Raw genomic sequence first — 25,513 nt, forward strand, 5'->3', positions numbered from 1 at the left:
CGGACAGGCGCACTGGAAAGGAAGAACCATGACTGCGAATCACAATACTGAGAGCATCGATCCTGCGGTTGCAAGCCACTTGGTGGAGTCCATGGACATGGCTCCCATGCCCGAGCCAACAACCATTGCCGTGGCCTTGGGTGCGGACCCAAGCAAGCAGTGGCCTGACGGAAACGGCAAACGCCGCCACCCGAAGGAACGCGACCAGGCCCACGGACGCATGGGCCAGGGAGCAGCCGTGACGGCGATCCACCGGACCAGCCGCCCGCAGATGCCACACTCCTCCTAGCCGCACCAAACAGCACAGCCAGCCCAACCGGGGGACAACAAACGTCGTATTGACCCGTCAGTACAGCGTTATCGTTCCCCCTGGTTGGGCTGGCTGACGTCTGAGGGGGACTTGTCCGGACGCCAGCCCCGCCACACCGGATGACGAAGCCTGCCAGGGCCTGTCCAGTTGCCGAAAGTCACCTCGGCCACCAGCACCGGCTTCACCCAGTGCGCTCCGGCCGCGTCCTCCCTCGGAATGTCTTTGAACGGGGAGTCGTCCACCATCAAGGGCTCCAACTGCTCCATGATGTCCCGCAGCTGCCAGTCCTTGAACCCCGTGCCCACCCTTCCCACGTAGTGCAAGGTGTCGCCGTCGGGAATGCCCAGCAGCAACGCCCCGAAAGTTCCGCTTCGGGCGCCTGCGCCGGGCCGCCACCCGCCCACCACCACTTCCTGGCTCTGCTCCAGCTTGAGCTTGATCCACGAAGCACTGCGGCGGCCGGCCACATAGCGGCTGTCGGCTTTCTTGGCCATCACGCCCTCCAGGCCCAGATCCGCGGCGCTGGTCATGAGGTCGTCGACGTCGTGATCCAACACGGCGGAAACGTGAACCGGGCAGCCGCCGGGCATGCGTTCGGCGAACGCGTCCAGCCTTTCGCGACGCTCGACGAAAGGCAGCCCGCTCAAGTCCGCGCCGGCGTCGTACAGCAAATCAAAGAGCATGAGCTGTACCGGCACCGAGACCCGGGCACGCTCGATGTCGGCCGTTTTGACCAGGTTCATACGGAGCTGCAGCCGGCCGAAATCCGGCCTGGACCCCTTGCCGAGGGCGACGATTTCGCCGTCTGCCACGAAGTCCCCTTCGGGCCAGCACGCGCGGTCCGTCAGTTCTGGATAGGCAGCCGTGAGGTCGTTCCCATTGCGGCTCATAAGGCGGATCCGGCCCTCGGTACCGGTGATGATGGCCCGGATACCGTCCCACTTGAGCTCATACAGCCAGTTGTCGCCGCGAAGATCAGCGGTGGTCCCGGACGTGGCGAGCATCGGAGCGTAGTCGCGCAAGGGCTGTGGCTCCTGCTTGGGCTCGGGCGCTGACTCCGGTTCCGGCGGGGCCTGGCGCTTCGCTGCGGGCGCGGTTGCGGCGGTCCGCCTGGCGCCCGGCTGTTCCTTCATCAGGTGGATCAGCCAGCGGTCGCCCGTGTTGATCAAGGCCAGGCGTTTGGTGCCGCCCAGTCCACCACCCGGCTCGCCCGTGAGCGTCGCGATGACTTCCTTGCCATCGCGCCACTTCTCGCACGTGAACTCGCCACGGTCCCAAATGGTCATGGTTCCCGCCCCGTACTCGCCCTTCGGAATGACCCCGGCGAACGTTGCGTACTCCATGGGGTGGTCCTCGGTGTGCACGGCCAGGTTGTTCCGCTCGGACGTTTCCGGGACACCGCGGGGCAGCGCCCAGGAAGCCAGGACACCGTTGTGCTCCAGGCGCAGGTCAAGATGGTAGCGGCGGGCGTGGTGCTCCTGGATCACGAAGATTCCGCCGGCCGGCGCAGGATCGTCCGGCTTGGGCTGCGCGGAGGAAGCGGGGCCCTGCGACACCGCAGAAGCAGCCGACGACGACGGAAACGGCTCCGGGGTTTTGCCCGGATCGCGCATCCCGACGTATTTGGCGAGACGATTCCCGACCGTTACCACGCGCTCGCGGCCACCGCCCGATACAGCGGACGCACCGGCGTCGTCATTGTCGTCCTCGCCATGGGGCGGCAGGTGCCGGTCCGAAATGGGCGCGAAGTGGTCGTTGCCCGAACTGACCCGTTCCATCACTTCCGTGTAGTCCAACTGGTCAAGGGAAGGAGAGGCCAGCTCCTGCCACGTCCGGGGAGCCGCCACCGTTGGTTGGGCTCTGCCACGCAAGGAGTACGGCACGATCGTTGTCTTGTTCCCGCTGTTCTGGCTCCAGTCCACCAGGACCTTGCCCTTGCGCAGGGACTTCTTCATATCGCTGACCACGAGGCCAGGGTGATCGGCTTCCAGGGCGCGCGCGAGCTCATGGGCGAACGCGGACACTTGCTCGGATTTCAACGTGCCGTCGAGCCCTGCATAGAGATGGATGCCTTTGCTTCCGCTGGTGACGGGGACAGGTTCCATGCCCATGTCCTGCAGGATGGAACGGGCCAGGGTGGCAACTTCCACGCACTCGGGCAGTCCGGCTCCGGGACCGGGGTCCAGATCCAGGACGAAGCGGTCGGGCCTGAGGGGCTTGCCCGCAGCATCCACCTGCCATTGCGGAACGTGGATTTCCAGGGACGCGATCTGGGCCATCCACGTGAGCGTGGCCAGGTTGTTCACCATCGGATAGACGTTGGTGTGGTCCGAATGCTGAATGGCGGCCCGGGGGATCCAGCGTGGCGCTGAGTCCTCCAGGTTCTTCTGGAAGAACACCTCACCGGGATGTTCGGCCGTGCCCACGCCGTTGACCCAGCGTTTGCGCGTGACGGGCCGGTTGGCCGCGGCGGGGATGAGGAAGGGGGCCACGGTGGCGTAGTACTCAAGGACCTCAGCCTTGGTGGTCCCGGTTTCCGGGTAAATGATTTTGCCCAGGTTGGTGAGGGTGAGTTCGTGGCCTTCCACGGTCACCCGCTCCTGCTGCTTGCCTGCCACCTCTTCTCCTCCGCTGTGTTGTGCTGTTGACTGGGTGCATGAGGGCTATATGGAAGGGATCTATCGCGTTCGGTCTGGTCAACGTACCAGTGAAGCTCTACAGTGCCACGGAGGATCACGACATTGGCCTGCACCAAGTCCACAATAAGGACGGCGGACGCATCAGGTACCAGCGTAAATGCGAAATTTGCAGCGAAGTCGTAGCTTACGAGGACATCGACAAGGCCTACGAGGAAGAGGGCCGCACCGTGGTCCTCACCGCCGCCGAGTTGAAGTCCCTGCCGGAGGAGAACAGCCGCGAAATAGAGGTGGTGGAGTTCATCCCCGCCGAGCAGCTTGACCCGATCATGTACGAGCGCAGCTATTTCCTGGAGCCTGATTCCAAATCGCCCAAGGCCTACATGCTGCTGCGCCAGACGCTGGAGGACACGGACAGGATCGCGATCGTCCAGTATGCGCTGCGCCAGAAGACCCGGTTGGGGGCCCTTCGCGTGCGTGGAGACGTGCTGCTGCTGCAGGCGCTCCTATGGGGTGACGAAGTCCGCGAAGCCAAGTTCCCGTCCTTGGAAACAGACATCAAGATTTCCGACAAGGAACTGGAAATGTCCTCCGCACTGGTGGAATCCATGGCCCACGACTTCGACCCGGATGAATACACCGACGACTACCAGGCCCAGTTGAAGACACTCATCGAAGCCAAGCTCGAAAAGGGTGAGGCCCTGGACACGGAGGCCACTTTCGGCAACGTCGAAGGCGAAGGAGAAGGCGGCGACGTCATCGACCTCATGGAGGCCCTGAAACGCAGCCTCGACAAGAAACGCGGCAAGGAAAAAGCGTCCGACGACGACGCTGCCGCCGGCAAAACTGCCGACAAGCCAAAGGCGCGGGCGAAGAAAAAGGCGTGAGTCCGGCGTCGGGCATTTAGTCGCTTGATACGCAAGAGGAAAGCAGCGCCGGAAGGTACCGGCGCTGCTTTCCTCTTGCGTGCCTGGCTCAGCCTTTGACTGAGCCCGCAGTGAGCCCCTGGACAATGAACTTGCTGGCGAACGCGAAAATCACCAGCGTGGGTACCACTGTCAAAACCGCGGCAGCGGACATGGAACCCCAGTCAATGTTGAAGCTGGAGATAAAGCCGGCCAACGCCGTCGGGATGGTCTTGTTGCTGTCGCTGTTCATGAGTGTCACGGACAGGAACAACTCGTTCCAGCAGTTGACGAAGTTGAAGACGAAACTCGCCGCAATGCCCGGAAGCATCACCGGAACGATCACCCTGAAGAGCGCACTCAGCCTCGAACAGCCATCAATCATGGCGGCCTCTTCCAAAGCGTCGGGGACGTTCTCGAAGAAGCCGCGGAGCATGATGGTGCAGAACGGGATGCAGATGGCGATGTAGATCAGGATCAGGCCGGTCTTGGAATCCACCAGCCCGAAGTCGGTCATCATCAGGTACAGCGGGCCCAAGGCAATGAACCCGGGAATCATCTGCGTGATGAGGAACGCGCCAAGCACAGCCCCTCGTCCGGAGAACTGGAACCTCGCCAGGACATAAGCGGAGAGCAACGAGATGAGCGTGGCCACCGACGACGCCACCAGTGCTACCACCAGGCTGTTCAGCATGTACTGGCCAAAGTCGGACTTCGTGAAAAGACCGATGTAGTTGTCCAGCGACAGCTGCCGTGGCCAATAATCCAAGGGCAGCGAATAGATGGCCCCCGGCTCCTTGAGGGACGTCACCACGATCCAATACAGCGGAAAGACGGTGACGATCAGGCACAGGCCCAAAAAGACGACCTTTGAAACCCGGCCGAAGAGCGAGGGAGTGTTGATCATCGGTCTGCCTTTCGGAAACGGACAGCCATGAGGTAGAAGGCTGCAAACAGCATGAGGGTGACCATCACGATCAACCCCAGGGCGGACGCCTTTCCGTAGTCGCCCTCCTGGGTAATTTTGATCATGTACGTGGTGATGATGTGGGTCTGGTCGGCCGGTCCGCCGCCTGTCATGGCGAAGATGATGTCCGGGAAGTTGAAGATCCAGATCACCCGCAACAGGATGGTCAGCGCCAGCGTCGTCGAAATGCTTGGCAGCGTGATGCTGAAGAACGTCCGTACCTTGCCCGCACCATCCAAAGCGGCTGCCTCATACATTTCGTCGGACACCGACTGCAGCGCCGCGAGGATCATGATGGCGAAGAACGTCACGCCGTACCAGATGTTGGCAATGATGATCGCTGTCATCGCGAAGCCGGGGTCGGACAGCCACGGAATAGGCGAACTGATGAGCCCCGCCTTCATCAGAAGGTCGTTGACCACCCCGAACTCCGCATTGAACATCCACCGGAACAGCATGCCGATGAGGAAACCCGACACCGCCCACGGGAAGAAGATCATGGCCTGGTACGCCCCGCGCATCCGGAACCGGCGCTTCAGGAACAGTGCCACCGCGAAGCCAATGACCACCTGCGGAACCAGGGAGCCAACAACCCACACCACCGTATTGCGGACAATCGTTCCGAACTCGGGGGCATCGAACAGGCTCTGGAAGTTCCCCAAACCTACCCAGGAGGTATCGGAAAGGTCGTTCAGGTTCCAGTTCCGGAAGGCCATCTGGCTGCCGGCAATCATGGGGTAGTACGTGAAGATCCCCACGAAGACCGCAGCCGGAGCCAGGAAAGCCAGCAGGGTCAGCGCTGTCCGGCCGCTGAACCGTCGCTTGGACGGGTTGCCCCTGCCCGGTTCCGACAGCGCGGCTTTCCGCCCGGAAGGGGGCGGTGCGGCCTGCTTGACGTCGAGAGTCACCGGAAGCTATCCCTTCATCTTTTCGGTCCAGTAACTGTCCCAACTGGACAGCAGGTCAGACGTTGACATCTGGCCCGTGAGGACGCGTTGAAGTTCACCGTCGGACTTCTTGATCCATTCAGTCCACCAGGAGACGCTGCGGGGCTGGATCGCCGAGACGTACGTGTCAGGGTTCTCAGTCATCTTGACGTAGGCAGCCCATGGTCCGGTGCTGTAGAAGGTGTCCTGGGCTGCGGACTTCAGCGTGGGCACCAGGCTGTTGTCCTTGCTGAACGTAGTGGCAGCATCTCCCTGTGCCAGGTACTTGATGAGCTTGACTGCCTCGGGCTTGGACTTGGATGACTCAGCGATGCCCCAACCCGCCGAAGCCACGGGCTGGATTGCCTTGCCGCCCGGTCCTACCAGCAAGGGTGCGACGTTCCATTGGTCCTGCTTGATGGACTGTGACTCTTTGACGGTGGCAATGACTTCGGGATCCTGCAGCAGGAACGCAGTGGAGCCGTTGCTGAAGCCCTGCACCATTTCGGGGTAGCCCCAGGCTACCGACGACGGCGGGGAACCCTTCTTGAACAGGTCAATGTACAGATTCATGGCTTGCTGGGCCTTGGGGGAGGAGAAGATCGTCTTGCCGTTCGTCAGCTTGAAGGCGTTTTCCCGGTCGATCTCGTCTGCCACGTATGCCTCGATGATGGCGACGGCGTTGGAGTTGGCATTGGTGCCGCCACGGAAGGCGTAACCGAACTTGTTTTCGGCGGGTTTGTTGAGTGCCTCGGCCTGCTTCGCCATCTCTTCCCAACTGTTCGGAGGGCCGTCGAATCCGGCCTCCTTGACCAGGTCCGAACGGTAGAAAAGGGAAAGGCCGTAGAAACCGTACGGGATGTAGTAGGTCTTGCCGTTTTGCTTCGAGTACGTGACCGCGTTGTCTGTCAGGTTGTTCCAGCCGTCCCAGCCATCGAGGTCCTTGGTCATGTCGTAGAGCCAGTTGTTGGCGCCGAAGGAACCCACTGTGATGTCACGGGCTTCCACCACATCGATGCCTTTGCCGGACTGGAGCATCTGCTGGATTTTCTGGTCCGCCTGATCGGTGGGAGGCGAAATGAGCTCCACCTTGATGTCGGGGTTGGCCTGTTCGAAACCGGAAATGAGCTTCTTCAGGGTTTCCGTGCGGGTGGGGTTCGTCAGGCTTTCCACCATCTTCAAGGTGACCTTGCCATCGGCCGCTGACTGGCCGCCTCCACACCCGGCAAGTGCAAGAACTGCCGCCAGGCCTGCTGCCGCAGACGCCATAATTCTGGATTTCACGTGGGTCCTCCGTTGATTGGTTGAGTGATTTGCACCGGCTGAGCGGGTGCGGGTGGGGGTCTAGAGGGAACGGGCAAGCCGGACGAGTTCCGGGACTGCCTTTTCCGCGAATATCTCGTAGTCCTTGGGGGAGTTGTACAAATGGGCCGAAAGCCGCAGGAAACCTTGTCCGTTGAACGTGGTGATGGCAGTTTCGATGTCCAGGTGTTCTGAGATGTAGCCGCGGACCGCGTGGGAATCCTCGTGGGTAGTGGCGAGCCCCTCCGGCAGGCGGATCAGGCGCAGAGGTCCCACCGGCATGCCGACGTCCACTGCCGGGTTCTGCCCTGTGGCACTGGCAAATGCCTCGCTGATCAGTGATTGGCCATAGTCGCACAACTCCTTGGCGTAGCTGCGGAAAGCTGCCCAGCCGTATCGCTCCTCTATGGTGTCGAAGGCGGTCCGGGCCGCCATCCACGAGGTCACGTCCTGGGTTCCCACGTGGTCGAAGTTCTCCGGGAAGCTGTACGGGAACCCCCACGAATCGATCAACGGTTCCAGTGCCTGTGCTTCTGGTCCGCGCGCCACCAACGCTGCGGTGCCTCGTGGCGCACAAGCGAATTTGTGCAGGTTACCAACCCAAAAACCCTCAAAATCGGGGACCGGGAACTCCAGAACTCCCGGAGCGTGGGCGGCATCCACCAGCACAGGTATACCCAGACGGGAAGCCGCGCGGGCGATTCCCTCGACGGGGAAGGCCCGGGCAGTTGCGGAGGTGATGTGGTCCACCACGATCAGAGCTGTCCTGGGAGTTACTTCCGCCATGACCAGGGCGCAAACTGCCTCCGCATCCGCCTCGAGGGGTATCTCTGCAATCCGGACCTGGCCGCCGCACCTGCGGGCTACCCGCTCCGCGCCCTGCAGCACCGCTCCGTAGGCGTGGTTGGTGGTCACGATTTCGGCGCCGGGAGCGAAGTCCAGTGAGTTGTAGACGGCACTGACGCCCGCGCTGGCGTTGTGGACCAGCGCCACGTGTTGCGGATGGACCCTGAGGAACTCTGCAATCTCCCGTCGCGCCGTGGCTACCAGCTCGAATTGGCCCATGAACCACGGACAGGGGTTCTGGTCCATAAGCTCCTTGAGCTTCAACTGATGTGCCTGGGCAGCGCGGGGAACGGACCCATATGAACCGTGGTTGAGGTGGACCTTGGACGGTGTAAGGCTCCAGTCGGCCATTGCGGGCTGGCCCTCTGGGGTCAACATCGGGCGGGGGACTGTGAGGGGTGCTGGGAACACGGCGTCCTTCGTCGGAGGGATGGGTCAACGCTCTGTAAGTTACATCACAGCTTTGACCAAGACAACGGACAATCCAAAATAGTCATAAGATGACTCTGTCGTTTTCTGGTGATATTCCTGCCTCATCAGCCCATGTTTGAGTCTAAAGGTACGATGTCTTGAACAGAAGGCATGACAATGCCCTCACTCAGCTGCCCGGACGCCCCGGTGCGGTAGCGTGATACCGGAATCTGGAGGAGGCGACGTATTGGGTGCTGTCGAAACGGCGATGCAGGGCCTGAGGAACAAAATTGCCTCGGGTGAACTCGCGGCTGGTCAGAAATGTCCTCCGGAAGCGGAGTTGGCGGCGCAGCTGGGCGTATCGCGGAGTTCCCTCAGGGAGGCAGTGAGGGCGATGTCGGCACTGGGCGTCATGGAATCCAGGCATGGCTCGGGAACGTACGTCTCGTCCCTGGAGCCCACGGTGATCCTTCAGAACTTTGCCCTGCTGGTGGACCTGTTGCCGTTGGACGGTCTGCTGGAACTCTTCGAGATCCGCCGTCTCATGGAATCCCATGCCGCTGCGGCGGCGGCTGCCAATGCCACTCCTGAAGTCCTGGCGAAGTTGACCGCGCTTGTGGAGAGCATGGAGGCCACGGTCGACCCCGGCGAATACTCCGAGCTGGATTCAGAGTTCCATGAGGAAATTTGCCGTGCGGGCGGCAACTCGACGCTGAATGCGCTGGTCAGGCTTTTCCGCTCCCGAGGCGGGCATTTCCACATTTTCGACGGCGAGGACGGCGCGGCCGTGCGCAGGGACAGCACTGCAGGCCATAGTGCGATCGTGGCTGCGATCGCCCGGCGTGATCCCACCATGGCGGCGACAGCGACGGCCGCACATATCGCCCAGACGGAGACCTGGCTCAGGAAACTAAGGCCGGAGCCCCGGCTCTGACGTTGCCATGGCCGGGGCTGGGCGACGGGGTCAGTGGTTCCGGGGTCAGTGGTTCCGCAGCATCGAAATGAGTTCGGACTTCTTCTTGCCCGAGTAACCCCTCAGGCCGAGTTCTTTGGCGCGGGCTTTCAGTTTGTCGACGGTCCAATCGTCATAGTCCCCTGATTTGCCTCCCTTACGGCCCACGTCCTTGCGTCCCCGGGCTGCCGCTGCGTTGGAGATCCGGGCTGCTTTTTCCTTGGAGGCTCCGTCGTCGCGCAGTTCCTCATAGAGTTCAGGGTCTTTGATGCTTGGGTTCTTCTTTTCCGGCATGTTCAGGTTCCTTTCCCTGAGTTTGTGGTCATGTGATACTTCGGAGTTCGTGGCAGCTTCCAGGCGACTCAATCCACCTTGTTGTGTCCGTTGTTGCTCATGCCCCGGCGGTAGAGCCACAGGGGCATGCCGACCACCAGCAACAGCAACGTCAGGACGATGAAGCCGCCGGCCACAATGCCTGCGGTCCTTCCGGCTGTGAAATCGAAGACCAGCGTGGCGGACCCCACGATCAGTAGCGCGACGCCTCCCAAGGCCCATTTGGTGACAATGTCGGCGCTGGAGACGAGTGTGGCCTTGAGCCCGCGGCGGAAGAGCCGTCGATGAACGCTGACCGGAATGACGATGAGCACTGTAGTGAGGGCAGCCACCATCACGTTGAACAGGTAAAGGCCGCGCTGCCAGTCGTCCAGTTCCCCGAATCGTGACTGGAACGGCAGTGTCAACAGGAAGCCACCCAGGATCTGGACGCCCGTTTGCAATACCCGCAGCTCCTGGATGAGTTCCATCCAGTTGCGGTCCATGCGTTCTTCCGTGGACTCGTTCCTGCCGATTCTGGGAACTTGTTCCTGTTCTGCCATTCGCATGCCTCCGCAGCTGTGTGGTGGACGCCGGGGATGTGCCGGACTACGGTCGGACTGTCAGCATTCCTCGAACTCTTATCGGGGCCTCAACGGATTTCCAAGGAGGAAGAAAATGAGTCAGGACGAGCACCGCGTGGACCCGGACAGCGAGCCCGGCGGCTACGGTACGCCGACTCCCGAACAGGAGATGCCCGGCAGCGGCGACGGGGGCGAAACGCCGGAGCGGCCGGCTGAAGGAGTTCCCGAAGTACCGGGTGACGAGTTCCCCACGCCCAAGGATCCGGATGCTGCGCCGCCGTCAGAGGCTACAGGGCAGGAGTCTGAGGGAGGGTAAGGGCGCCTGAGGGCCGTCCCTGCGTGCAAATGATGGGCGCAGGTACAGCCCTCGTTGACCTGTCGGAAGTCCTCGGTGGTGGTTATACCGTATGGCCCCGGCGTCCCGACATGAAGCTCAGCAGCCACCCGATGGCCGCGATGACGAGAAGGACAACGCCTACCCACAGCAACCAGTTCAGGGCCTGCGAGAAGCCGCCCACAAGAAGAAGAACAATTGCTACTACACCAGCAATGATCAGAAGCGTATTCATGGTCAGCACATTCCTTTCCGGGGAAATCATTGAATAATCGCCGATTCCCAACTATGCATTCCGGTTTTACTTCGATTTAGTTATGCCGGTACTTGGAGGCGTTCCGCCGCCTCGAAGTGCCTTTGCCCCTGTCAGCCGGCGTTTCATCGGGTGATGAAGTTCGCCAGCTGTGAACAGTAACACTCCTCATTGTACTACTAAGCACCCTTATGAAAGGCTTATTGCAGTCGTCACCTGATGATTGGGCAGTCGCCGCAGAAATCTTGCGGCGCGTTTTTGGCTCATATGAAAGTCCATGAGAGGAACACATGAAAGCGTCACAGCAGCTTGCAGACAACCTTCAAATCGTCCTGACAGACCTCATCGAGCTGCAGCTCCAAGGAAAGCAGGCACACTGGAACATCGTGGGACCGAACTTCCGCGATCTTCACCTCCAGCTGGACGAACTCGTCCTGGCCACCCGCCAGTTCGCTGACGACACCGCCGAGCGCATGCGTGCCCTCCATGCCCTGCCGGACGGCCGCAGCGCGACCATCGCCAAGGGCACCCGCCTGGAGGAATTCCCGGCAGGCCTGGTCAACACCAAGAACGCCGTCAAGCTGGTTACCGACCGCGTGGAACGCGCTGTCCAGACCATGCGCGACGTCCATGACGAGGTGGACGAGGAAGATCCCACGACGGCGGACCTGCTGCACGCGTTTATCGCCCGCCTTGAGCAGCTGGTTTGGATGATCAACGCAGAGATCATGAACGCCGGCGCTGCCGTTACCGATCCGGACGAAGCCTGAGCATCAACCGGACCGGCTGAAGACAGAGAGCCCCGCGACCATGCCGCGGCTGAAGAGAAGCGACCTTTCCAAGCCCGGCATCGTCCGCCGGAAGGTTGGTACGGGGTTCAGCTACCGCCACCCTGACGGCAGTCTGGTCAGCAAGGAGGATCGCCAGCGCATCAACGCGCTGGCGATCCCACCTGCATGGACCGATGTGTGGATCAGTCCCTACGAGCATGGCCACATCCTGGCCACGGGAGTGGATGCTGCCGGACGGAGCCAGTACATCTACCATCCTGGGTGGCGGGAACGTAAGGACACCGAGAAGTTCATCCGTGCAGCCAAACTTGGCCTGGTGCTGCCAACGGTCCGCCGCAACGTGACGGTCCATCTCCAGGACGCCGCGGATCCCCGGCAGCAGACGCTCGCAGCAGCTGTACGGTTCATGGACCTTGGCGCGCTGCGCGTAGGTTCCGAGGTCTACATGAAGCAGAACGGTTCCTACGGACTCACCACCCTCCGATGCCGCCACGCGCGGGTGGAGGGCCCTGACGTCTTCCTTAAGTTCCCCGGCAAAAGCGGCCAGCTCTGGGATACCTCCATCCACGATCCCGCTTTGGCGGCCTTTTTGGAGCCGCTGGCGGACCGTCCCGGCAAGGAACGGCTGCTTGCTTACCAGGCCAACGGCACTTGGGTGTCGGTGGATGCGTCCATGATCAATGAATACCTCAGGGGCATCTCAGGGGAGGCGTACACCTCCAAGGATTTCCGGACCTGGAAAGGCACTGCGGCCGCCGCCCTCTGCCTCATCAAGTCCGGGCATAAGGGAACCCCCAGGCAAGCCATTGTGCGAGCCATCAAAGAGGCGTCCGAACTCTTGGGCAACACGCCCTCTGTGGCGCGCTCCTCCTATGTGGATCCGCGGATTATCGAGGGCTACCTCTCGGAGGAGCTCAAGGACGTCAAGCCAACGGAAGCGTCGGTTGCCGCCTACTTGAACGGCGAAACATCGAGTTAAACCGTGCCCCCGGAGAAGGCCTGTCGTTTTTATGAGTACACTCGTACTAATAAAAATTGATGGACGTGGCGTCTGGGGGCCGTAAGTGATTCTGTTGGCAATCGTGGTGTGTGAAGTTGCGTTCTGGGTGGCGATCCTTGCCGGGCTAGCAGCACGGTATCTGCTGCGTCGTCCCCGCCTGGGCGGAGCCCTCCTGATCCTTGCTCCGGTTATTGATGCCATCCTGCTTGCCTTGGTCGCCGTCGATTTGCTGGGCGGCGGTACAGCCTCATGGCACCACGGACTCGCCGCGGTCTACATCGGTGTCTCTGTCGCGTACGGCAAGCGCATGGTGGCTTGGGCCGATGCGCACTTCCAGCACCGGTTCGCGGGCGGACCTGCGCCGGAACGACTCACTGGAACCCGCTACACCATCAAATGCTGGCGGGATGTGCTCCTTACCGGGTTGGCGGTTGCCATCGCAGCGGCGACCCTTGGCGCGATTATCTTCCTCGTCAACGACGCCGAAAGAACCGCGGCGCTCTCGGACTTCTTCCGCATCCTGGGCATCATCTTCGCCATCGACTTCCTCTGGGCTTTGAGCTACACGATCTGGCCGAAGAAGGCTGCCCGCGCCTTGCCCGCTGCTACGCCGTCGCGCTGATTCCATGCCCCGGAGAATCGATACAGAGGCACGCAGTGCAGCAATTGCGGAAGCTTCCCTGCGGGTCCTCGAACGTGATGGCCTTTCGGGCCTTTCAGTGCGCGGGGTGGCAGCGGAAGCGGGCATCGCAGCCGCTTCGCTACGGCGTGCGTTTGCCACGCAACATGCCCTGCGGGAGTTCTGCCTGCAACTCATTGAGGACCGGGTCACCGCCCGAATCGCCGCCCTTGAGCTCACTGGCCGGGCGTTGGTTGATGGCTTGCTCCTGCAGTTGCTTCCTCTCGACAAGGAACGGCGGCTGGAACTCGTGGCGCAGGTCCAGCTTGGTGTCCTCTCACTGACGGATAGTGCACTACGTCCTGCCGCGATCAGGCTCAGCGAGGGAGTGGACCGCGTGTGTCACGTTGCCCTCCAGCTCCTGGCCGAAGCGGGACAGTTCAACCCGGGGCGCGACCCCGGCTATGAAGCCCAGCGCTTGCGTGCGCTCCTTGATGGGATCGCGATGCACGGATTGTGGAGCGGTGAACTCCCGGAGGCGGGTCCGATGCTCCGGGTGCTCTCGCGCCATCTCGACGAGCTGGCGGGTCCCTAGCACCTTAGGCAAGCAGAGCACCCCGGACACGCAAAAGTACCTCGGACATGCAAAGAGCCTGGCGCCACCCATATCCGGGTGGCACCAGGCTCTTTGCGTGTCGCTGAGGGGTTTGGGTGTCCCTACTCGGCGTCGTGGTCCGTTTCGAGGATCTTCACCAGGCTGTCCAGTGCTGCGTCCGCACCTTCACCTTCGGCACGCAGCACCACCACGTCACCGTGGGCAGCGCCCAGGCTCATCAGGGAAAGGATGCTGGCGGCGTCCATGGCGTCGTCGGCTGGCTCTCCCGGGCGGGCGATGGTGACATCGATATCCAGGTCTCCCGCAGCCTCGGCGAAGATGGCTGCCGGGCGGGCGTGGAGGCCGACGCGGCTAGCGATGGTGGCTGTACGTTCAGGCATTGGTGCTCCTTTGTGGTGGTGGGTGGCTTTGTGGGAAGTCTAGACGCTGACGGTTGCCGGGGTGGTTTCTGCCTCTACCGGCTTCTTCACGGCCCAACGCTTGAGGGCGATGACCAGCAGCGCAGTGATGACCACGCCGACGGCGATCGAGAGGAAGAACAGGAGGAAGTTGTCGATGGCGAAGAAGACGAACAAACCGCCGTGTGGAGCCTTGGAGGTGACACCGAAGGCCATCGACAGGGCACCGGTGACGGCGCCGCCCACCATGCTGGCCGGGATGACGCGCAGGGGGTCGGCTGCGGCGAACGGGATGGCGCCTTCGGAGATGAAGGATGCCCCGAGGAGCCAGGCTGCCTTGCCATTTTCACGCTCTGCCAAGGAGAACAGTTTCTTGTCCAGGACGGTGGCGAGGGCCATGGCCAGCGGCGGAACCATTCCTGCAGCCATGACGGCTGCCATGATCTGCCAGGGAGCCTGGTTGCTGACACTCGCAGCACCGAGGCCCGCAACGGCAAATGCGTACGCAACCTTGTTGACGGGACCACCGAGGTCGAAGCACATCATGAGCCCCAGGATGATGCCGAGGACCACAGCTCCGGCTCCCGTGAGGCTGGAAAGTCCGGCATTGAGGGCGTTGGTCAGATCCACGATCGGACGGCCGAGGATCAGGAACATCAAACCGGACGCCACCAGGGACGCGAGCAGAGGGATGATCACCACGGGCATCAGGCCGCGAAGCCAGCGCGGGACGTCCAGCTTGCCGATCTGGTAGGCCACGTAGCCGGCCAGGAGACCACCAACGATGCCTCCCAGGAAGCCGGCGCCCATGAAGCCGGACACAGCACCGGCTACAAAGCCGGGGGCGATACCCGGGCGGTCAGCGATGGCGTAGGCAATGTAACCGGCCAGTGCGGGAACCAGGAACCCGAGGGACAGGGCGCCGATCTTGAACAGGACTGCGCCGATGTAGGCACCCAGCGGACCCCAGGCGTTCTCGGGGAAATCGGTGGGGAGGTTGAAGATGCTGTTTTCAACAACGATCTTGTCGGCGAAGTTGGTGATGAGGTAACCGCCCATGAGGAAGCCAAGAGCGATCAAAAGGCCGCCACCCGCAACGAACGGAATCATGTAGCTGACGCCGGTGAGGAGTGCGCGCTTCAGCTTCTGGCCGATGTGCTCGCCCTTTTCCTCCTCGGCACGCTCAGCCTGCTCTTCGGCACCGAAGTGCGGAACACGGCGTGCGTGGGGGTCGACGGCGGCAGCCAGGGCTTCCTCGACCATCTTGGTGGGCTCATCGATGCCACGCTTGACCGGAGCGTTGATGACCGGCTTGCCGGCGAAGCGCTCCTTGCCGCGGACGTCGACGTCGACGGCGAAGATCACGGCGTCGGCCGCAGCAATCACTGCCGGATCCAGCGGCTTGGCACCGGAGGAACCCTGGGTCTCGACCTGCAGGTCAACGCCCATTTCCTTGGCAGCGGCAACCAGCGAATCAGCCGCCATGTACGTGTGTGCGATGCCGGTTGGGCAGGCGGTCACTGCGACGATGCGCTTGGGTGCGGCAGTCGTCGTCGTGTTTTCTGCGGGAGCAGCTGCAGCGGCGGGCGCAGCAGCTGGCTTGTCTGCCAGCGCTCCGTCGACGAGGTCCACAATGTCCTGCTCGGTGGCTGCCGCCCTGAGTGCTGCGGTGAAGTCCTTCTTGATCAGTGAACGCGCCAGCTTGGAGAGCAGCTTCAGGTGTTCCTGGTCTGCGCCGTCCGGGGCTGCGATAAAGAAGATGAGGTCAGCCGGGCCGTCCTTGGCACCGAAGTCCACCTTGTGGGAGAGGCGGGCCATGGCAAGGGCAGGCTCCGTGACGGCGGCCGAGCGGCAGTGCGGGATGGCGATGCCGCCGGGGACGCCGGTCGCCGTCTTCTGCTCGCGGGCGAAGGCGTCGGCGAAGAGCCCCTCAACCTCGGAAGCTCGGCCGGAGGCGGCAACTTTGCCTGCCAGGACGCGGATGACGTCGGCGGGGGAGTCGCCCAGGTTTTGGTCGAGGGTGACCAATTGTGGGGTGATCAGCTGGGTCACTGTGATTCCTTCTGGAGGGCCGTGATGGATACGGCGTCGGGGGTTGTCTGGTGGACTGCCGGGACAGTGGAGCCCGGCAGCGAAGCAGCTGCGGCACCATGTGCCACGGCTTGACGGAGGCAGTCCTGCGCGGAACCGCCCTGGGTTGCGGCCAGCAGGTAGCCGGCAAGGGAAGAATCCCCTGCGCCCACTGTGCTGACTGCCTTGATCGGCGGATGCGTGGCGAACCACGCTCCGTCTGCGGTCACCAGGACTGCGCCCTTGGACCCGAGTGTTGCGAGAACGGCGCCTACGCCGCTGGCGACGACGGCGGCAGCGGCTTGGGCGGCTTTGGCCGGGTCCGCTTCCAGTTCGTCAGCTGTGTAGACGTTGGTGAAACCGGCTGCGGCGGCGAGCTCGGCAAGCTCTTCCGCATTCGGCTTGAGGAGGTCGGGCTTTCCTGCGGCATCGCCCACCAGGGCCGCCGCAAGCGGAGCTCCGGAGGAGTCGATGGCGATGCCGGGGGCGGCCGTTCCATCAGCGTTCGACCGGAGCCGACGCGCGATTGTGGCGTAGAAATCCGCGGGCACCCCTGGTGGGAGCGAGCCTGCGAGAACCACCCAGCTGGCGCCACGGGAGCGCTCCAGCAGCAGCCCGATCAGGGCTTCCTGCTGTTCGCCACTCAGCTCCGGGCCGGGTTCGTTGATCTTGGTGGTGACCCCATCCGGTTCGGTGAGCGTGACGTTGCTGCGCAGCGCCTGACCGATGGACAGCGCCGCAAAGGGCACGCCGCCGTCGTGCAGTCCGGACAGGACGGGGTCTGAATCCGCGCCGGGAAGGACTGCCAACGTTTCGAGGCCGGAGGCCACGAGCGCCCGGGAAACGTTGACGCCCTTTCCGCCGGATTCCTGGTGGACGGCCACCGCGCGCTGAACTTCGCCGCGGGCCAGGGCGCCCGGAAGTTCCACCGTGCGGTCCAGGCTGGGGTTGGCGGTGAGCGTGACGATCATGCGATCACCACGTCGACGCCGGCGTCGGCCAAAGCCGCCGCAAGTTCAGCCGAGGGCTGCTGGTCAGTAATCAAGGTGTCAACATCCTTCAGGGTGGCGAACTGGACCAGTGTTTCGGCATCCAGCTTGGACGAGTCGGCCAGGGCTACAACGCGGCGGGCAGACTGGACGAAAGCGGCTTTCACCGCGGCTTCCTCGGGATCCGGCGTGCTCAGCCCGAAGACGGCGTGGATCCCGTTGGCGCCCACGAAGGCGATGTCCGGACGAAGCCTGTAAGCGGCCTCAACGGTGGACTGCCCGACGGCGGCCTGCGTGAGTCCGCGGACACGGCCGCCGAGGATCTGGAGTGCGACGCCCTGCGTGGAGGAGAGCTTGCCGGCAATCGGAATCGCGTGGGTGATGACCACGAGCTCGTCGTTCCCATTGGTGGACGGAGTCCGCTGGGCCAGCAGGTCCGCCAGGGTTTCAGTGGTGGAACCGGCGTCGAGCAGGATGCTGCCGGTGGTGGGTTCCGGGATCAGTGCAAGAGCGGCGTTCGCGATACGGAGTTTTTCGGCCTGGCGCTGCACTGCCCGCTCCAGGATGCTTTCCTCGCGGGTGCTCAGGCGGTCGGAGGGGACTGCGCCGCCGTGGACGCGGCGGAGATTTCCGGAAACTTCAAGGGCCGCGAGGTCGCGGCGGATGGTTTCGGTGGTGATGCTGAAACGGTCTGCGAGGTCCGTAACGCTCACGCGTCCGCGCTCTGCGACGAGTGCGGAGATCAGTTGCTGGCGTTCTTCTGCGAACACTTACCCTCCATTGCGGTAAAGCCAAGTTCGTTGCGGCCACTTCCGTGACTGCTGTCACAACGATGTGGAATTGCTTGACTCTATCTTTGTTTATGTTGGTAAGTCAATAGAAACCAACATAAACAAAGATCGCTGCTGCGTCCGAGGTGGTCCGGGCGCGTACCGGGAGGGCTCCGGAGACGACGAAAGGGCATGTCGCGCTCCCTGTAGCGCGACATGCCCTTCTATCGGATCCTGACTGGGGGATATGCCGGGATCCGGTCTTGTTGGGTGCGGAACAGCCCTAAAGCGAAGGGGGGTTCCCTGGTCCCGGGGGCGGTGGGACTGCCGGTCCCGGGGTGGGTTCCGGGACGGGCGCCGGGCCCGGTTCGGGCAACGGTACGGGCTCAGGCGTAGGCCCGGGTTCCCGGGTTGGATCGGGGTGTGAGGGATCCGTGGGGAAACCGCTCATCATCAAGCGCTCCTTCTCCGGGACGAATGCGTCGGGCGGAGGCTTTGCGGCGTGCTGGAAGGGTACCGGCTGGAATCCCATCCGGACCCCATGTAGTCGATGGGCAGGTTGTCCGGGTCAGGTGGATCCGGCAGCTTGTGCTTGCCGGGTTGACCATGCTGGTTATGCTGGCCGAGGCCCCGGGTGGCTGTGGAAGACTCTCTTTTCTGTGATTCTGCGTGCATGCTGTCCCTTCCTGTAGCTTCAGAATTGGTGCTGCTCCTCATGGCTGCGCCCGTCACCTTCAGTCCGGAATTTCCATCCGGAAGCCGCAGTGGCATCCAAGAATCCTCGTGTTGATGAGAACCTCGTACATCCGCAGCTGCCCACCCGGTTTCAGGACGAGGGGAGTTTGAATCCTCCGGAGCTCGCAGCTGCTGGTCTTCATGGGTTCGCCGCAGTGAAGATACTGACCGCCGAACTGAAGTACCCCCTGGGAAATACCGGGTCGGTTGAGTACCGCGGCAACCCTCTGGACAGACGCGATCTGCTGGTAGGAATACCTGCAGACATGGCACTCGTACGCCACGTCCACCAGGTTGGGCGCGGGCGGATAGTGGGACTGGATCGAATTCACCAGGAGGTGCTTGTCCGTATTGCACCGGGTACACCAAAGACGCTCATCGGGCGGTTGGTGGGCTTCGTCCGGGACTCTGGACGCTGGCTGGGCCGGCATGGGTGTCTACCTCGGCATCAAAAAATGCGGGTCGCCCGTCTGCATGAGCTGTAAAGCCTGGTCCTGAAAATGCGGGACTGTAGCTAGATTGTGCACATAGGTGCACGGCATATGCAAGGATTCTGTAGTCATTCCCCAAAGGGGTGACAGGCAGTGACCCGGCGATCGTAAACTAAGGCATGGACGAAATGAACGTTGAATTGGCGCTGCCTGATGCCGCCTCGGCGCCCGACGAAGTTTCGGTGCCCGAGCAGCTTCAGGACCTCGTTATCGATAGCGAAGACGTCGGTGGATTCCTCGGAGAGCTTGCTGTGTTTTCCGCGGCGGCAGTGTCCAACGCGGTGGGTGTGAACGTGCACTGTGGCATCACATTGAGCAGGCGGAGGCGGACGGCCACGGTGGCCGGAAGCACCCCTGAAGCCAGATTGATTGACGAAGTACAGCAGGCGTACGGGGACGGCCCATGCCTGGAAGCAATGCGTAGCCATGCCACCGTGCATGTGCCCGACACCTCCACCGAGGGGCGCTGGCCCGACTACTGCAAGGTCATCGCGGACCGTGGCCATCTTTCGGCACTCTGTGTCCCTTTGGAGCTGGACGAAGGTGCAACCGCGGCCCTTAACTTCTTCGCTCCGCGGATCGACGCTTTTGACGCGGCCACCATCCGGGACTGTGAGCTCTATGCCAGCCAGGCCGAACGCTCATTGCGCCTGGCAGTCCGGATCGGAGTAAAGCAGCAGCACGCCGATGACCTCCAGGATGCGATGCAGTCCCGCACCGTGATCGACCTCGCGTGCGGCATCATCATGGGGCAGAACAGGTGCAGCCAAGACGACGCCTTCCAGATCCTCAAAAAGGCCTCAAGCGCCCGGAACCAGAAGCTGCGTGACGTCGCCGAGTCGCTGATCAAGAGCGTTGCGAAAGAGTCACCCGTGGCTCATTTCGAACCCTGAGGGACAGCGCCCCAAGGGTCCGCGGCCAGCCGATGACTTGTGACGCAAGCCACTGGTGAACTACATTTTAGGTGGGTTAAGCAGATAGCCCTTGGAGCCTCATGACGTGGTGCCATCCCGGATGGTCCAAGAACTGCACTTTCAGCCGTGGCCATTATCGGCCGGCTCGCAGCGTCAATGCATGCGGCTCCTTGGAGTTGTAAAAGGAGAATGGCAATGACGCTTGGTTCCCTTCCTGTCCCGAAACCTTCACAAGGGCCCGAACCTGCCCAGGCCGGAGTGCGGCCATGGTGCACTGTCTGCGGCACCGATTCCTACATTTTTGTTGAGACCGTGGTGGAAGCCGAACCACACCAGACGGAAGTGGTCGACGTCAGCTACACCTGCAGCGAATGCGATACCTTCTACGCCCACCCCGTCCGCCTGGCAACGCTGGTGCCGGAGATCCAACAGGAATTCCTTTCCACTGCAGCAGCAGGACTGTGGTTCAGCTGCACACATTGCGGCGACCCCATGACGCTGGGACGTCCTACTGAACGCGTGATTGCGGCCCCCCGGAGCACAGAAGATCCTGAAAGCCCCAATCTCCTTGAGGTCTACTTGCAGACCCAGGTCCTGCATTGCCGTTGTGGTTTCCAAATGGAGGTTCCGCGCCACGTTGGGTAACCACCGTCTCTGAATAGTCCATAGCGGGAGGGGTGGGTCTGTGCGCACGTTTGGTGTCGAGGAGGAACTTCTGATTGCCGATCCTTCGGACGGCATGCCATTGGCCCTCGCCACAGACATTCTGGACGTGGCGGCTGCCCACGGCGGGGATGTTGACGGTGATGCCGCTTCCCTGAAGTCCGAATTCAAGCAGGAGCAGATCGAGGTCAACTCCCGCCCTTGCCGGACGGCTGCTGAGCTCAGGGCTGAAATCCGTGCCGGCCGGGCCTTGTCCGACAAGGCGGCCAGAGCCGTGGGTGCGCGGGTGGCCGCGCTGGCTACCCCGCCGGTATTCCATGCGACGCCCACCTTGGGCAATCAGCGCTACGCTGCCATGGGCACGGAATTCGGCTTGATTTCGCGTGAGCAACTCACCTGCGGTTTTCATGTCCACGTATCCATCGAGTCGCCTGAGGAAGGCGTTGGAGTCCTGGACCGCATGCGGCACTGGCTCCCCGTGCTGCTTGCCCTCAGCGCCAACTCTCCCTTCTGGATGGGGGCCGACACCGGCTTCGCGAGCTATCGAACACAGATCTGGAACCGGTGGCCTACTGCCGGTCCCATGGACGTATTTGGTTCGGCCGATGGATACCGCGCAGTCCTGGGGGCGCTGCTGGGCACCGGAGTTCCCATGGACGAGGGCATGATCTACTTCGACGCCCGCCTTTCCAGGGGCCATCCAACTGTCGAACTCCGGATCGCGGATGTTTGCCTCTACGCAGAAGACGCGCTCACCCTGGCGGTGATCGCGCGTGCCCTGGTGGAAACCTCGGCCGCTGAATGGCGGCGGGGCGATCCGCCGTCGAGTGCTTTGACCCAGGTCATCCGCATGGCCAACTGGAAGGCGAGCCGCTTTGGCATCAACCGCGAGCTGCTTCACCCGCAGGACCAGAACCCGGTTGCTGCTCCGGAAGTTGCCGGCGCCTTGCTGCGCCACATCAAGCCTGCCCTAGGCAGGGCCGGAGACCTGTCGCTGGCGCGGGCCGGGGTGGCCGGCATCCTCCGCCGCGGTTCAGGCGAGCGGCTGCAGCGCCAGGCGTACGCGCGCCGGCGGCGGCTGTCCGACGTCGTGACCGCAGCCATCGCCTCCACGCACGAGTACGGGGAACTTTCGGACGCCGGGCTGCTCAGCCACTAGCAGTCGAAGGCCCGACGACGGCGGGCCGGTGAGCCGCCGTCGTCGCGCCTTGTGCGGGCCGTAGCCTCCGATGAAGTGCCGGGACGGTCAGCCCTGGTTGATGCGGATCATGTTGCCGGAGGGGTCGCGGAAGGCGCAGTCGCGCGGTCCCCACGGCTGGTCGATCGGTTCCTGGAGGACCTCTGCGCCGGACGCCCGGAGTTTCTCGAAGGTGGCGTCGAGGTCGTCCGTGCTGAAGACGAGCATCGGCATGACGCCCTTGGTGAGGAGTTCCTGGATGGCGTCGCCGTCAGCCTGGGAGCGGCCGGCGTGCGGCGGGGAGAGGACCAGTTCGAGGTCGGGCTGGGCGTCGCTGCCCAAGGTCACCCAGCGCTGGCCATCGGAGCCGACGTCGTTGCGGACCTCCAGGCCGAGCGCGTCGCGGTAGAAGGCGAGCGACTCATCGACATCGTTGACAGTGACGTGTGCGTACTTCAATGAAATGTTCATGAACCACACGCTATTGCAGCTTGGGAGCCTGCGCTTCTTCAATCCTGCTCAGGTTGGTGTTGCCCTTCCTGTCGGGACGAGTGTGCTGTTTGGCGATGCAGTTCGGCATGGCTTTCACGGCGTGGTGCTCCCGGGAGCGGTACTCGCTGGGCGTGATCCCTACGATTTCAGTGAAGCGGCTGCTGAAGGAGCCCAGGGAGGTACAGCCGACTTCCATGCAGGCATCCGTAACGCTGGTCCCGGCACGAAGGAGGGCCATGGCCCGTTCTATCCGCCGGGTCATCAGGTAGTTGTAGGGCGATTCACCGTATGCGGCCTTGAACTGGCGGGAGAAGTGCGCCGGTGACATGAGGGCGCCGGCTGCCATGGTGGGCACGTCCAAAGGACGCGCGTACTCGCGGTCTATGAAGTCGCGGGCGCGCCGCAGATGGGCCAGGTTGGCCAGTTCCTGCGGTGTCATGGCGTCAGTCTACTAGGCTCATGCCCATGGAATCAGTGGTCTGGTCAAAGCCCGAAAACCAGCGCAAGGGCACTCCTTTGCTGGTGATGCTGCATGGTTACGGCACCAGCGAGCAGCGCATGGTCAACCTTTTTGACCAACTGCCCACGGAGTTCACCTGTGCTGCGTTGCGGGGGCCCAAGGTTATCGGCGACGATTACGGGTGGTTCCTGCTGGACTACTTCCTGACGAACGACTTCGCGGATGTGATTGCCTCCACAAATGCGGTGTTCGACTGGATCAACTCCGTGAAAGACAACCACAGCAGCGTCAGTTTGCTCGGCTACTCCCAGGGCATGGCCATGGCCAGCACGCTTCTGCGGTTGCGGCCCGCGTCATTCAAAGCCACCGTCGGCTTGTCCGGATTTGTCCTGGACAACGACCTGCTTGCCCTGAGTGAATCATTCGACACCCCGCCGCCGTTCTTTTGGGGGAGGGACAAAGCGGACCCCGTGATCAACGAGGACGCGATCGCCCACACGGAGGAGTGGTTGAACGCCAACACGGCGTTGACGGCACGTACTTATCCCGGGATGGGGCACCGGATAGACCCTGTCGAATTGGTGGATGTCAGTGCTTTCCTGAAGTACTACGTGCTGGGCTAGGGCTGGATTAGAAGGCATTCCCACCCCGGAATCAAACCTGTTGGTGAGATTCGCGTCACAATTTCGCATTCAACCGCACTCTATTGAATGACAAAATTGTAAGCGCTTACACTTTTGGCTGGTGACCCGGTCCGGGACACACGCCAAGGCGTCAGGCGAGCATGGAAAGGGTTGAGGCCGTGTTGCATGGTTAGGACTCACAGGGTGACAATCCAGGACGTAGCCGTCCTTTCCGGGTTGTCGATTTGCACGGTATCGCGGGCACTCAGGAAGCTCCCCAACGTTTCCGAAAAGGCCCAGTCGCGGGTGGCTGAAGCTGCCAGCAAGCTCGGCTACAAAGCCTCGGCCGCCGCATCCAGGCTGGCCGGCGGAAACACAGGGTCGGTGGCGATCGTCGCCCCCACAGCCACATCGTGGTTCTTCTCCCAGGCCGTGGAAGCCGCAGAGGAGGTTCTGGGCGACAGTGGCTACGACACGGTCCTGATCAGCCTCCGCAACAAGGCCACTGTCCGGAAGCAGTTCTTCGCGGACCTTGAAAACCTCGCGCAGAGGGTCGACGGACTGCTGTTGCTCAACATTGACCTCGACCCCGGAGAACTGGAAGCGTTGGAAGCCTGCGGACTGGCAGTGGCCAGCGTGGGCATGCGAAATGTTCCGTGGGACAATGTAGGTATCGATGACGAACACGCTGCCTGGCAGGCAACCCAACACCTGCTGGGGCTGGGCCATTGGAACTTGGCCGTTCTCTCGAGCAATGAACACTCCGTTGTGACTGAGACTCCTCGGTTCCGTGGCTTCCGGCGTGCGCTGGATGAACACCACCTCACCGTTCACCCGGACCTTGTGGTGGCTTCAGGGCCAGGTATCGACGACGGGCGGCGGGCCATGACTGAGCTCATCACCCGCGGCGCGAAGCCCACGGCAGTGTTCGCCCACTGTGACGAGGCCGCGTTCGGTGCATTGACCGCGCTCCGGGAATACGGCTTGTCCGTGCCGAAAAACGTGTCCGTGATCGGAATAGATGACCACCCGATGAGCTGGTTCCTGGGTCTCAGCACCGTGGCGCAGCCGGTAGCTGACCAGGGCGCCTTCGCTGCGAACCTGCTGTGCGAACGACTCCTGAATAACGAATCCCCCCACCAACCCTCCAACCACTTGCTCGATACCAAGCTCATCGAACGCAAAACCACGCGCCACAAGCGCTGAACGGAACTATGCACATGACTGACCTTCGTAATGCCTGGACCGGCGCCTCGGCGCTCCTGTTCGATCTCGACGGCGTGCTGACGCCCACTGCCGTGGTGCACGAGCAGGCATGGCAGGAACTGTTCGACGGTTACCTGGCCCGGATCGGGCACCAGGAGGGCTACCAGGAGAGCGACTACTTCGACCACATCGATGGCAAGCCGCGCTTTGACGGCGTCCGGGACTTCCTCACCTCCCGGGGCATCACGCTCCCGGAAGGCCCAACGGACGACTCACCCACGAACCAGACCATCCAGGGGCTCGGCAACCGCAAGAACGCCATCTTCAACGAAATCGTGGACACTCGGGGAGTGGAGCCCTACGAAGGTTCCGTCAAATTCATCAATGCGGCCTTGGAACGGGGACTCAAGATCGCAGTCGTCTCCTCGTCAAGGAACGCTCCTGCCGTGCTGAAGGCAGCGGGACTCGACCACAACTTCGAGGTAGTCGTCGACGGCCAGGTGGCCGCCGCCGTCGGACTTCCCGGCAAGCCGGACCCGGCCACCTACGTGTATGGAGCAGGCCTGCTGGGCGTACCCGTGGAGGAATGCATCGTGGTGGAAGACGCCGTGTCCGGGGTGCAGGCCGGCGCGGGAGCTCCCTTCTACGCCGTGATCGGCGTGGACCGCGGTGCGGGCCGCCAGACCTTGCTCGATGCCGGCGCCACGCTGGTGGTCGACGACCTCAACGAACTTCTCTGACCCTACTTTTTCGAAGGACTT

General features: G+C 62.5%; 29 protein-coding genes. 14 read left to right on the forward strand and 15 right to left on the reverse strand.

The genetic code is table 11. The features are described from left to right. The first annotated feature begins 28 nt into the window (after nucleotides 1-28). Nucleotides 29-289 carry a hypothetical protein gene (locus PYR64_RS20935; RefSeq protein WP_275777455.1) on the forward strand — a complete coding sequence of 87 codons (261 nt, stop codon included), beginning with the start codon at nucleotides 29-31 and terminating at the stop codon, nucleotides 287-289. Nucleotides 290-357: 68 nt separating this feature from the next. Here the strand turns inward: PYR64_RS20935 and PYR64_RS20940 are convergent, their stop codons facing one another. Then, nucleotides 358-2,928 (reverse strand): ATP-dependent DNA ligase, encoded by a 2,571-nt coding sequence (locus PYR64_RS20940; protein WP_275777457.1) that lies wholly within the window; start codon nucleotides 2,926-2,928, stop codon nucleotides 358-360. Nucleotides 2,929-2,966: 38 nt separating this feature from the next. Between PYR64_RS20940 and PYR64_RS20945 the strand changes: the two genes are divergently transcribed. Next, nucleotides 2,967-3,833 carry a Ku protein gene (locus tag PYR64_RS20945; RefSeq protein ID WP_275777459.1) on the forward strand — a complete coding sequence of 289 codons (867 nt, stop codon included), beginning with the start codon at nucleotides 2,967-2,969 and terminating at the stop codon, nucleotides 3,831-3,833. A gap of 88 nt (nucleotides 3,834-3,921) precedes the next feature. On the opposite strand, the gene PYR64_RS20950 is transcribed toward PYR64_RS20945, so the two are convergent. From PYR64_RS20950 to PYR64_RS20965, 4 genes are read right to left on the reverse strand one after another with little or no spacing between them, the layout of a single operon-like run. Next, nucleotides 3,922-4,758: a carbohydrate ABC transporter permease gene (locus PYR64_RS20950; protein WP_039239318.1), complete on the reverse strand. Its 837-nt coding sequence runs from the start codon at nucleotides 4,756-4,758 to the stop codon at nucleotides 3,922-3,924. Then, nucleotides 4,755-5,726 (reverse strand): sugar ABC transporter permease, encoded by a 972-nt coding sequence (locus tag PYR64_RS20955; RefSeq protein ID WP_018778945.1) that lies wholly within the window; start codon nucleotides 5,724-5,726, stop codon nucleotides 4,755-4,757. Before PYR64_RS20955 ends, PYR64_RS20950 begins: the two co-directional genes overlap by 4 nt. A gap of 6 nt (nucleotides 5,727-5,732) precedes the next feature. Next, the gene (locus PYR64_RS20960) at nucleotides 5,733-7,028 is read right to left on the reverse strand and encodes a sugar ABC transporter substrate-binding protein (protein ID WP_275777461.1); all 1,296 of its coding nucleotides are present in this window, start codon (nucleotides 7,026-7,028) and stop codon (nucleotides 5,733-5,735) included. Between the two features lie 60 nt (nucleotides 7,029-7,088). Beyond that, nucleotides 7,089-8,270, reverse strand: a complete 1,182-nt coding sequence (locus PYR64_RS20965; protein WP_275777463.1) for an aminotransferase class V-fold PLP-dependent enzyme — start codon at nucleotides 8,268-8,270, stop codon at nucleotides 7,089-7,091. A 280-nt stretch (nucleotides 8,271-8,550) separates the two neighbouring features. Between PYR64_RS20965 and PYR64_RS20970 the strand changes: the two genes are divergently transcribed. Then, nucleotides 8,551-9,237 (forward strand): FCD domain-containing protein, encoded by a 687-nt coding sequence (locus tag PYR64_RS20970; RefSeq protein WP_018778942.1) that lies wholly within the window; start codon nucleotides 8,551-8,553, stop codon nucleotides 9,235-9,237. 45 nt (nucleotides 9,238-9,282) lie between these two features. Here the strand turns inward: PYR64_RS20970 and PYR64_RS20975 are convergent, their stop codons facing one another. Together PYR64_RS20975 and PYR64_RS20980 are read right to left on the reverse strand one after the other, a co-directional pair. Beyond that, the gene (locus tag PYR64_RS20975) at nucleotides 9,283-9,549 is read right to left on the reverse strand and encodes a Rho termination factor N-terminal domain-containing protein (RefSeq protein WP_275777465.1); all 267 of its coding nucleotides are present in this window, start codon (nucleotides 9,547-9,549) and stop codon (nucleotides 9,283-9,285) included. 68 nt (nucleotides 9,550-9,617) lie between these two features. Next, nucleotides 9,618-10,130 (reverse strand): DUF6328 family protein, encoded by a 513-nt coding sequence (locus PYR64_RS20980; RefSeq protein WP_275777467.1) that lies wholly within the window; start codon nucleotides 10,128-10,130, stop codon nucleotides 9,618-9,620. A gap of 115 nt (nucleotides 10,131-10,245) precedes the next feature. On the opposite strand from PYR64_RS20980, the gene PYR64_RS20985 reads away from it, so the two are divergent. Then, complete coding sequence (locus PYR64_RS20985) at nucleotides 10,246-10,467, forward strand: hypothetical protein (RefSeq protein ID WP_275777469.1); 222 nt, start codon at nucleotides 10,246-10,248, stop codon at nucleotides 10,465-10,467. 82 nt (nucleotides 10,468-10,549) lie between these two features. Here PYR64_RS20985 and PYR64_RS20990 read toward each other — a convergent pair whose 3' ends face one another. Beyond that, a complete protein-coding gene (locus PYR64_RS20990; RefSeq protein WP_018778938.1) occupies nucleotides 10,550-10,720 on the reverse strand; it encodes a hypothetical protein in 171 nt (56 codons plus the stop codon). A gap of 308 nt (nucleotides 10,721-11,028) precedes the next feature. On the opposite strand from PYR64_RS20990, the gene PYR64_RS20995 reads away from it, so the two are divergent. The 4 genes from PYR64_RS20995 (at nucleotide 11,029) to PYR64_RS21010 (ending at nucleotide 13,743) form a co-directional block, all read left to right on the forward strand. Continuing rightward, the gene (locus PYR64_RS20995) at nucleotides 11,029-11,508 is read left to right on the forward strand and encodes a DNA starvation/stationary phase protection protein (RefSeq protein WP_014920468.1); all 480 of its coding nucleotides are present in this window, start codon (nucleotides 11,029-11,031) and stop codon (nucleotides 11,506-11,508) included. A gap of 40 nt (nucleotides 11,509-11,548) precedes the next feature. After that, nucleotides 11,549-12,508 (forward strand): DNA topoisomerase IB, encoded by a 960-nt coding sequence (locus PYR64_RS21000; RefSeq protein ID WP_189076406.1) that lies wholly within the window; start codon nucleotides 11,549-11,551, stop codon nucleotides 12,506-12,508. An 85-nt stretch (nucleotides 12,509-12,593) separates the two neighbouring features. Then, nucleotides 12,594-13,151: a hypothetical protein gene (locus PYR64_RS21005; protein ID WP_018778936.1), complete on the forward strand. Its 558-nt coding sequence runs from the start codon at nucleotides 12,594-12,596 to the stop codon at nucleotides 13,149-13,151. A gap of 4 nt (nucleotides 13,152-13,155) precedes the next feature. Beyond that, complete coding sequence (locus PYR64_RS21010) at nucleotides 13,156-13,743, forward strand: TetR family transcriptional regulator C-terminal domain-containing protein (protein WP_189076407.1); 588 nt, start codon at nucleotides 13,156-13,158, stop codon at nucleotides 13,741-13,743. Between the two features lie 122 nt (nucleotides 13,744-13,865). Here PYR64_RS21010 and PYR64_RS21015 read toward each other — a convergent pair whose 3' ends face one another. The 5 genes from PYR64_RS21015 to PYR64_RS21035 all read right to left on the reverse strand — a co-directional run bounded on the left by PYR64_RS21015 (nucleotide 13,866) and on the right by PYR64_RS21035 (nucleotide 19,058). After that, complete coding sequence (locus tag PYR64_RS21015; protein ID WP_018778934.1) at nucleotides 13,866-14,144, reverse strand: HPr family phosphocarrier protein; 279 nt, start codon at nucleotides 14,142-14,144, stop codon at nucleotides 13,866-13,868. 39 nt (nucleotides 14,145-14,183) lie between these two features. Next, nucleotides 14,184-16,214 (reverse strand): fructose-specific PTS transporter subunit EIIC, encoded by a 2,031-nt coding sequence (locus tag PYR64_RS21020; protein WP_018778933.1) that lies wholly within the window; start codon nucleotides 16,212-16,214, stop codon nucleotides 14,184-14,186. Beyond that, nucleotides 16,211-17,203, reverse strand: a complete 993-nt coding sequence (locus tag PYR64_RS21025; protein WP_275777475.1) for a 1-phosphofructokinase family hexose kinase — start codon at nucleotides 17,201-17,203, stop codon at nucleotides 16,211-16,213. Before PYR64_RS21025 ends, PYR64_RS21020 begins: the two co-directional genes overlap by 4 nt. Next, a complete protein-coding gene (locus PYR64_RS21030) occupies nucleotides 17,200-17,991 on the reverse strand; it encodes a DeoR/GlpR family DNA-binding transcription regulator (protein ID WP_018778931.1) in 792 nt (263 codons plus the stop codon). Before PYR64_RS21030 ends, PYR64_RS21025 begins: the two co-directional genes overlap by 4 nt. Nucleotides 17,992-18,725: 734 nt before the next feature. Beyond that, on the reverse strand, nucleotides 18,726-19,058 hold the full coding sequence (locus PYR64_RS21035) for a hypothetical protein (protein WP_229778650.1): 333 nt from the start codon (nucleotides 19,056-19,058) through the stop codon (nucleotides 18,726-18,728). 278 nt (nucleotides 19,059-19,336) lie between these two features. Here PYR64_RS21035 and PYR64_RS21040 point away from each other — a divergent pair, with 278 nt between their 5' ends. The 3 genes from PYR64_RS21040 to PYR64_RS21050 all read left to right on the forward strand — a co-directional run bounded on the left by PYR64_RS21040 (nucleotide 19,337) and on the right by PYR64_RS21050 (nucleotide 21,953). Continuing rightward, nucleotides 19,337-20,110: a GAF and ANTAR domain-containing protein gene (locus PYR64_RS21040; RefSeq protein ID WP_018778929.1), complete on the forward strand. Its 774-nt coding sequence runs from the start codon at nucleotides 19,337-19,339 to the stop codon at nucleotides 20,108-20,110. 216 nt (nucleotides 20,111-20,326) lie between these two features. Further along, nucleotides 20,327-20,776 carry a hypothetical protein gene (locus PYR64_RS21045; protein ID WP_275777478.1) on the forward strand — a complete coding sequence of 150 codons (450 nt, stop codon included), beginning with the start codon at nucleotides 20,327-20,329 and terminating at the stop codon, nucleotides 20,774-20,776. Between the two features lie 40 nt (nucleotides 20,777-20,816). Further along, a complete protein-coding gene (locus tag PYR64_RS21050; RefSeq protein ID WP_275777480.1) occupies nucleotides 20,817-21,953 on the forward strand; it encodes a glutamate--cysteine ligase in 1,137 nt (378 codons plus the stop codon). Between the two features lie 87 nt (nucleotides 21,954-22,040). Here the strand turns inward: PYR64_RS21050 and PYR64_RS21055 are convergent, their stop codons facing one another. Then, entirely contained in the window at nucleotides 22,041-22,442 is a 402-nt protein-coding gene (locus tag PYR64_RS21055; RefSeq protein ID WP_026267320.1) for a VOC family protein, read from the reverse strand. Between the two features lie 10 nt (nucleotides 22,443-22,452). Next, the gene (locus tag PYR64_RS21060; protein WP_018778925.1) at nucleotides 22,453-22,902 is read right to left on the reverse strand and encodes a helix-turn-helix transcriptional regulator; all 450 of its coding nucleotides are present in this window, start codon (nucleotides 22,900-22,902) and stop codon (nucleotides 22,453-22,455) included. A gap of 26 nt (nucleotides 22,903-22,928) precedes the next feature. On the opposite strand from PYR64_RS21060, the gene PYR64_RS21065 reads away from it, so the two are divergent. From PYR64_RS21065 to PYR64_RS21075, 3 genes are all read left to right on the forward strand, one after another. Next, entirely contained in the window at nucleotides 22,929-23,546 is a 618-nt protein-coding gene (locus PYR64_RS21065; RefSeq protein WP_055977433.1) for a phospholipase, read from the forward strand. A gap of 204 nt (nucleotides 23,547-23,750) precedes the next feature. Next, entirely contained in the window at nucleotides 23,751-24,752 is a 1,002-nt protein-coding gene (locus PYR64_RS21070) for a LacI family DNA-binding transcriptional regulator (RefSeq protein ID WP_275777483.1), read from the forward strand. Nucleotides 24,753-24,760: 8 nt separating this feature from the next. After that, nucleotides 24,761-25,492, forward strand: coding sequence for an HAD-IA family hydrolase (locus PYR64_RS21075; RefSeq protein ID WP_035734044.1), 732 nt, complete (start codon nucleotides 24,761-24,763; stop codon nucleotides 25,490-25,492). Nucleotides 25,493-25,513 lie beyond the last annotated feature (21 nt).

The sequence above is a fragment of the Paenarthrobacter sp. Y-19 genome (assembly GCF_029223985.1).
Taxonomy (GTDB): Bacteria; Actinomycetota; Actinomycetes; order Actinomycetales; family Micrococcaceae; genus Arthrobacter; species Arthrobacter nicotinovorans.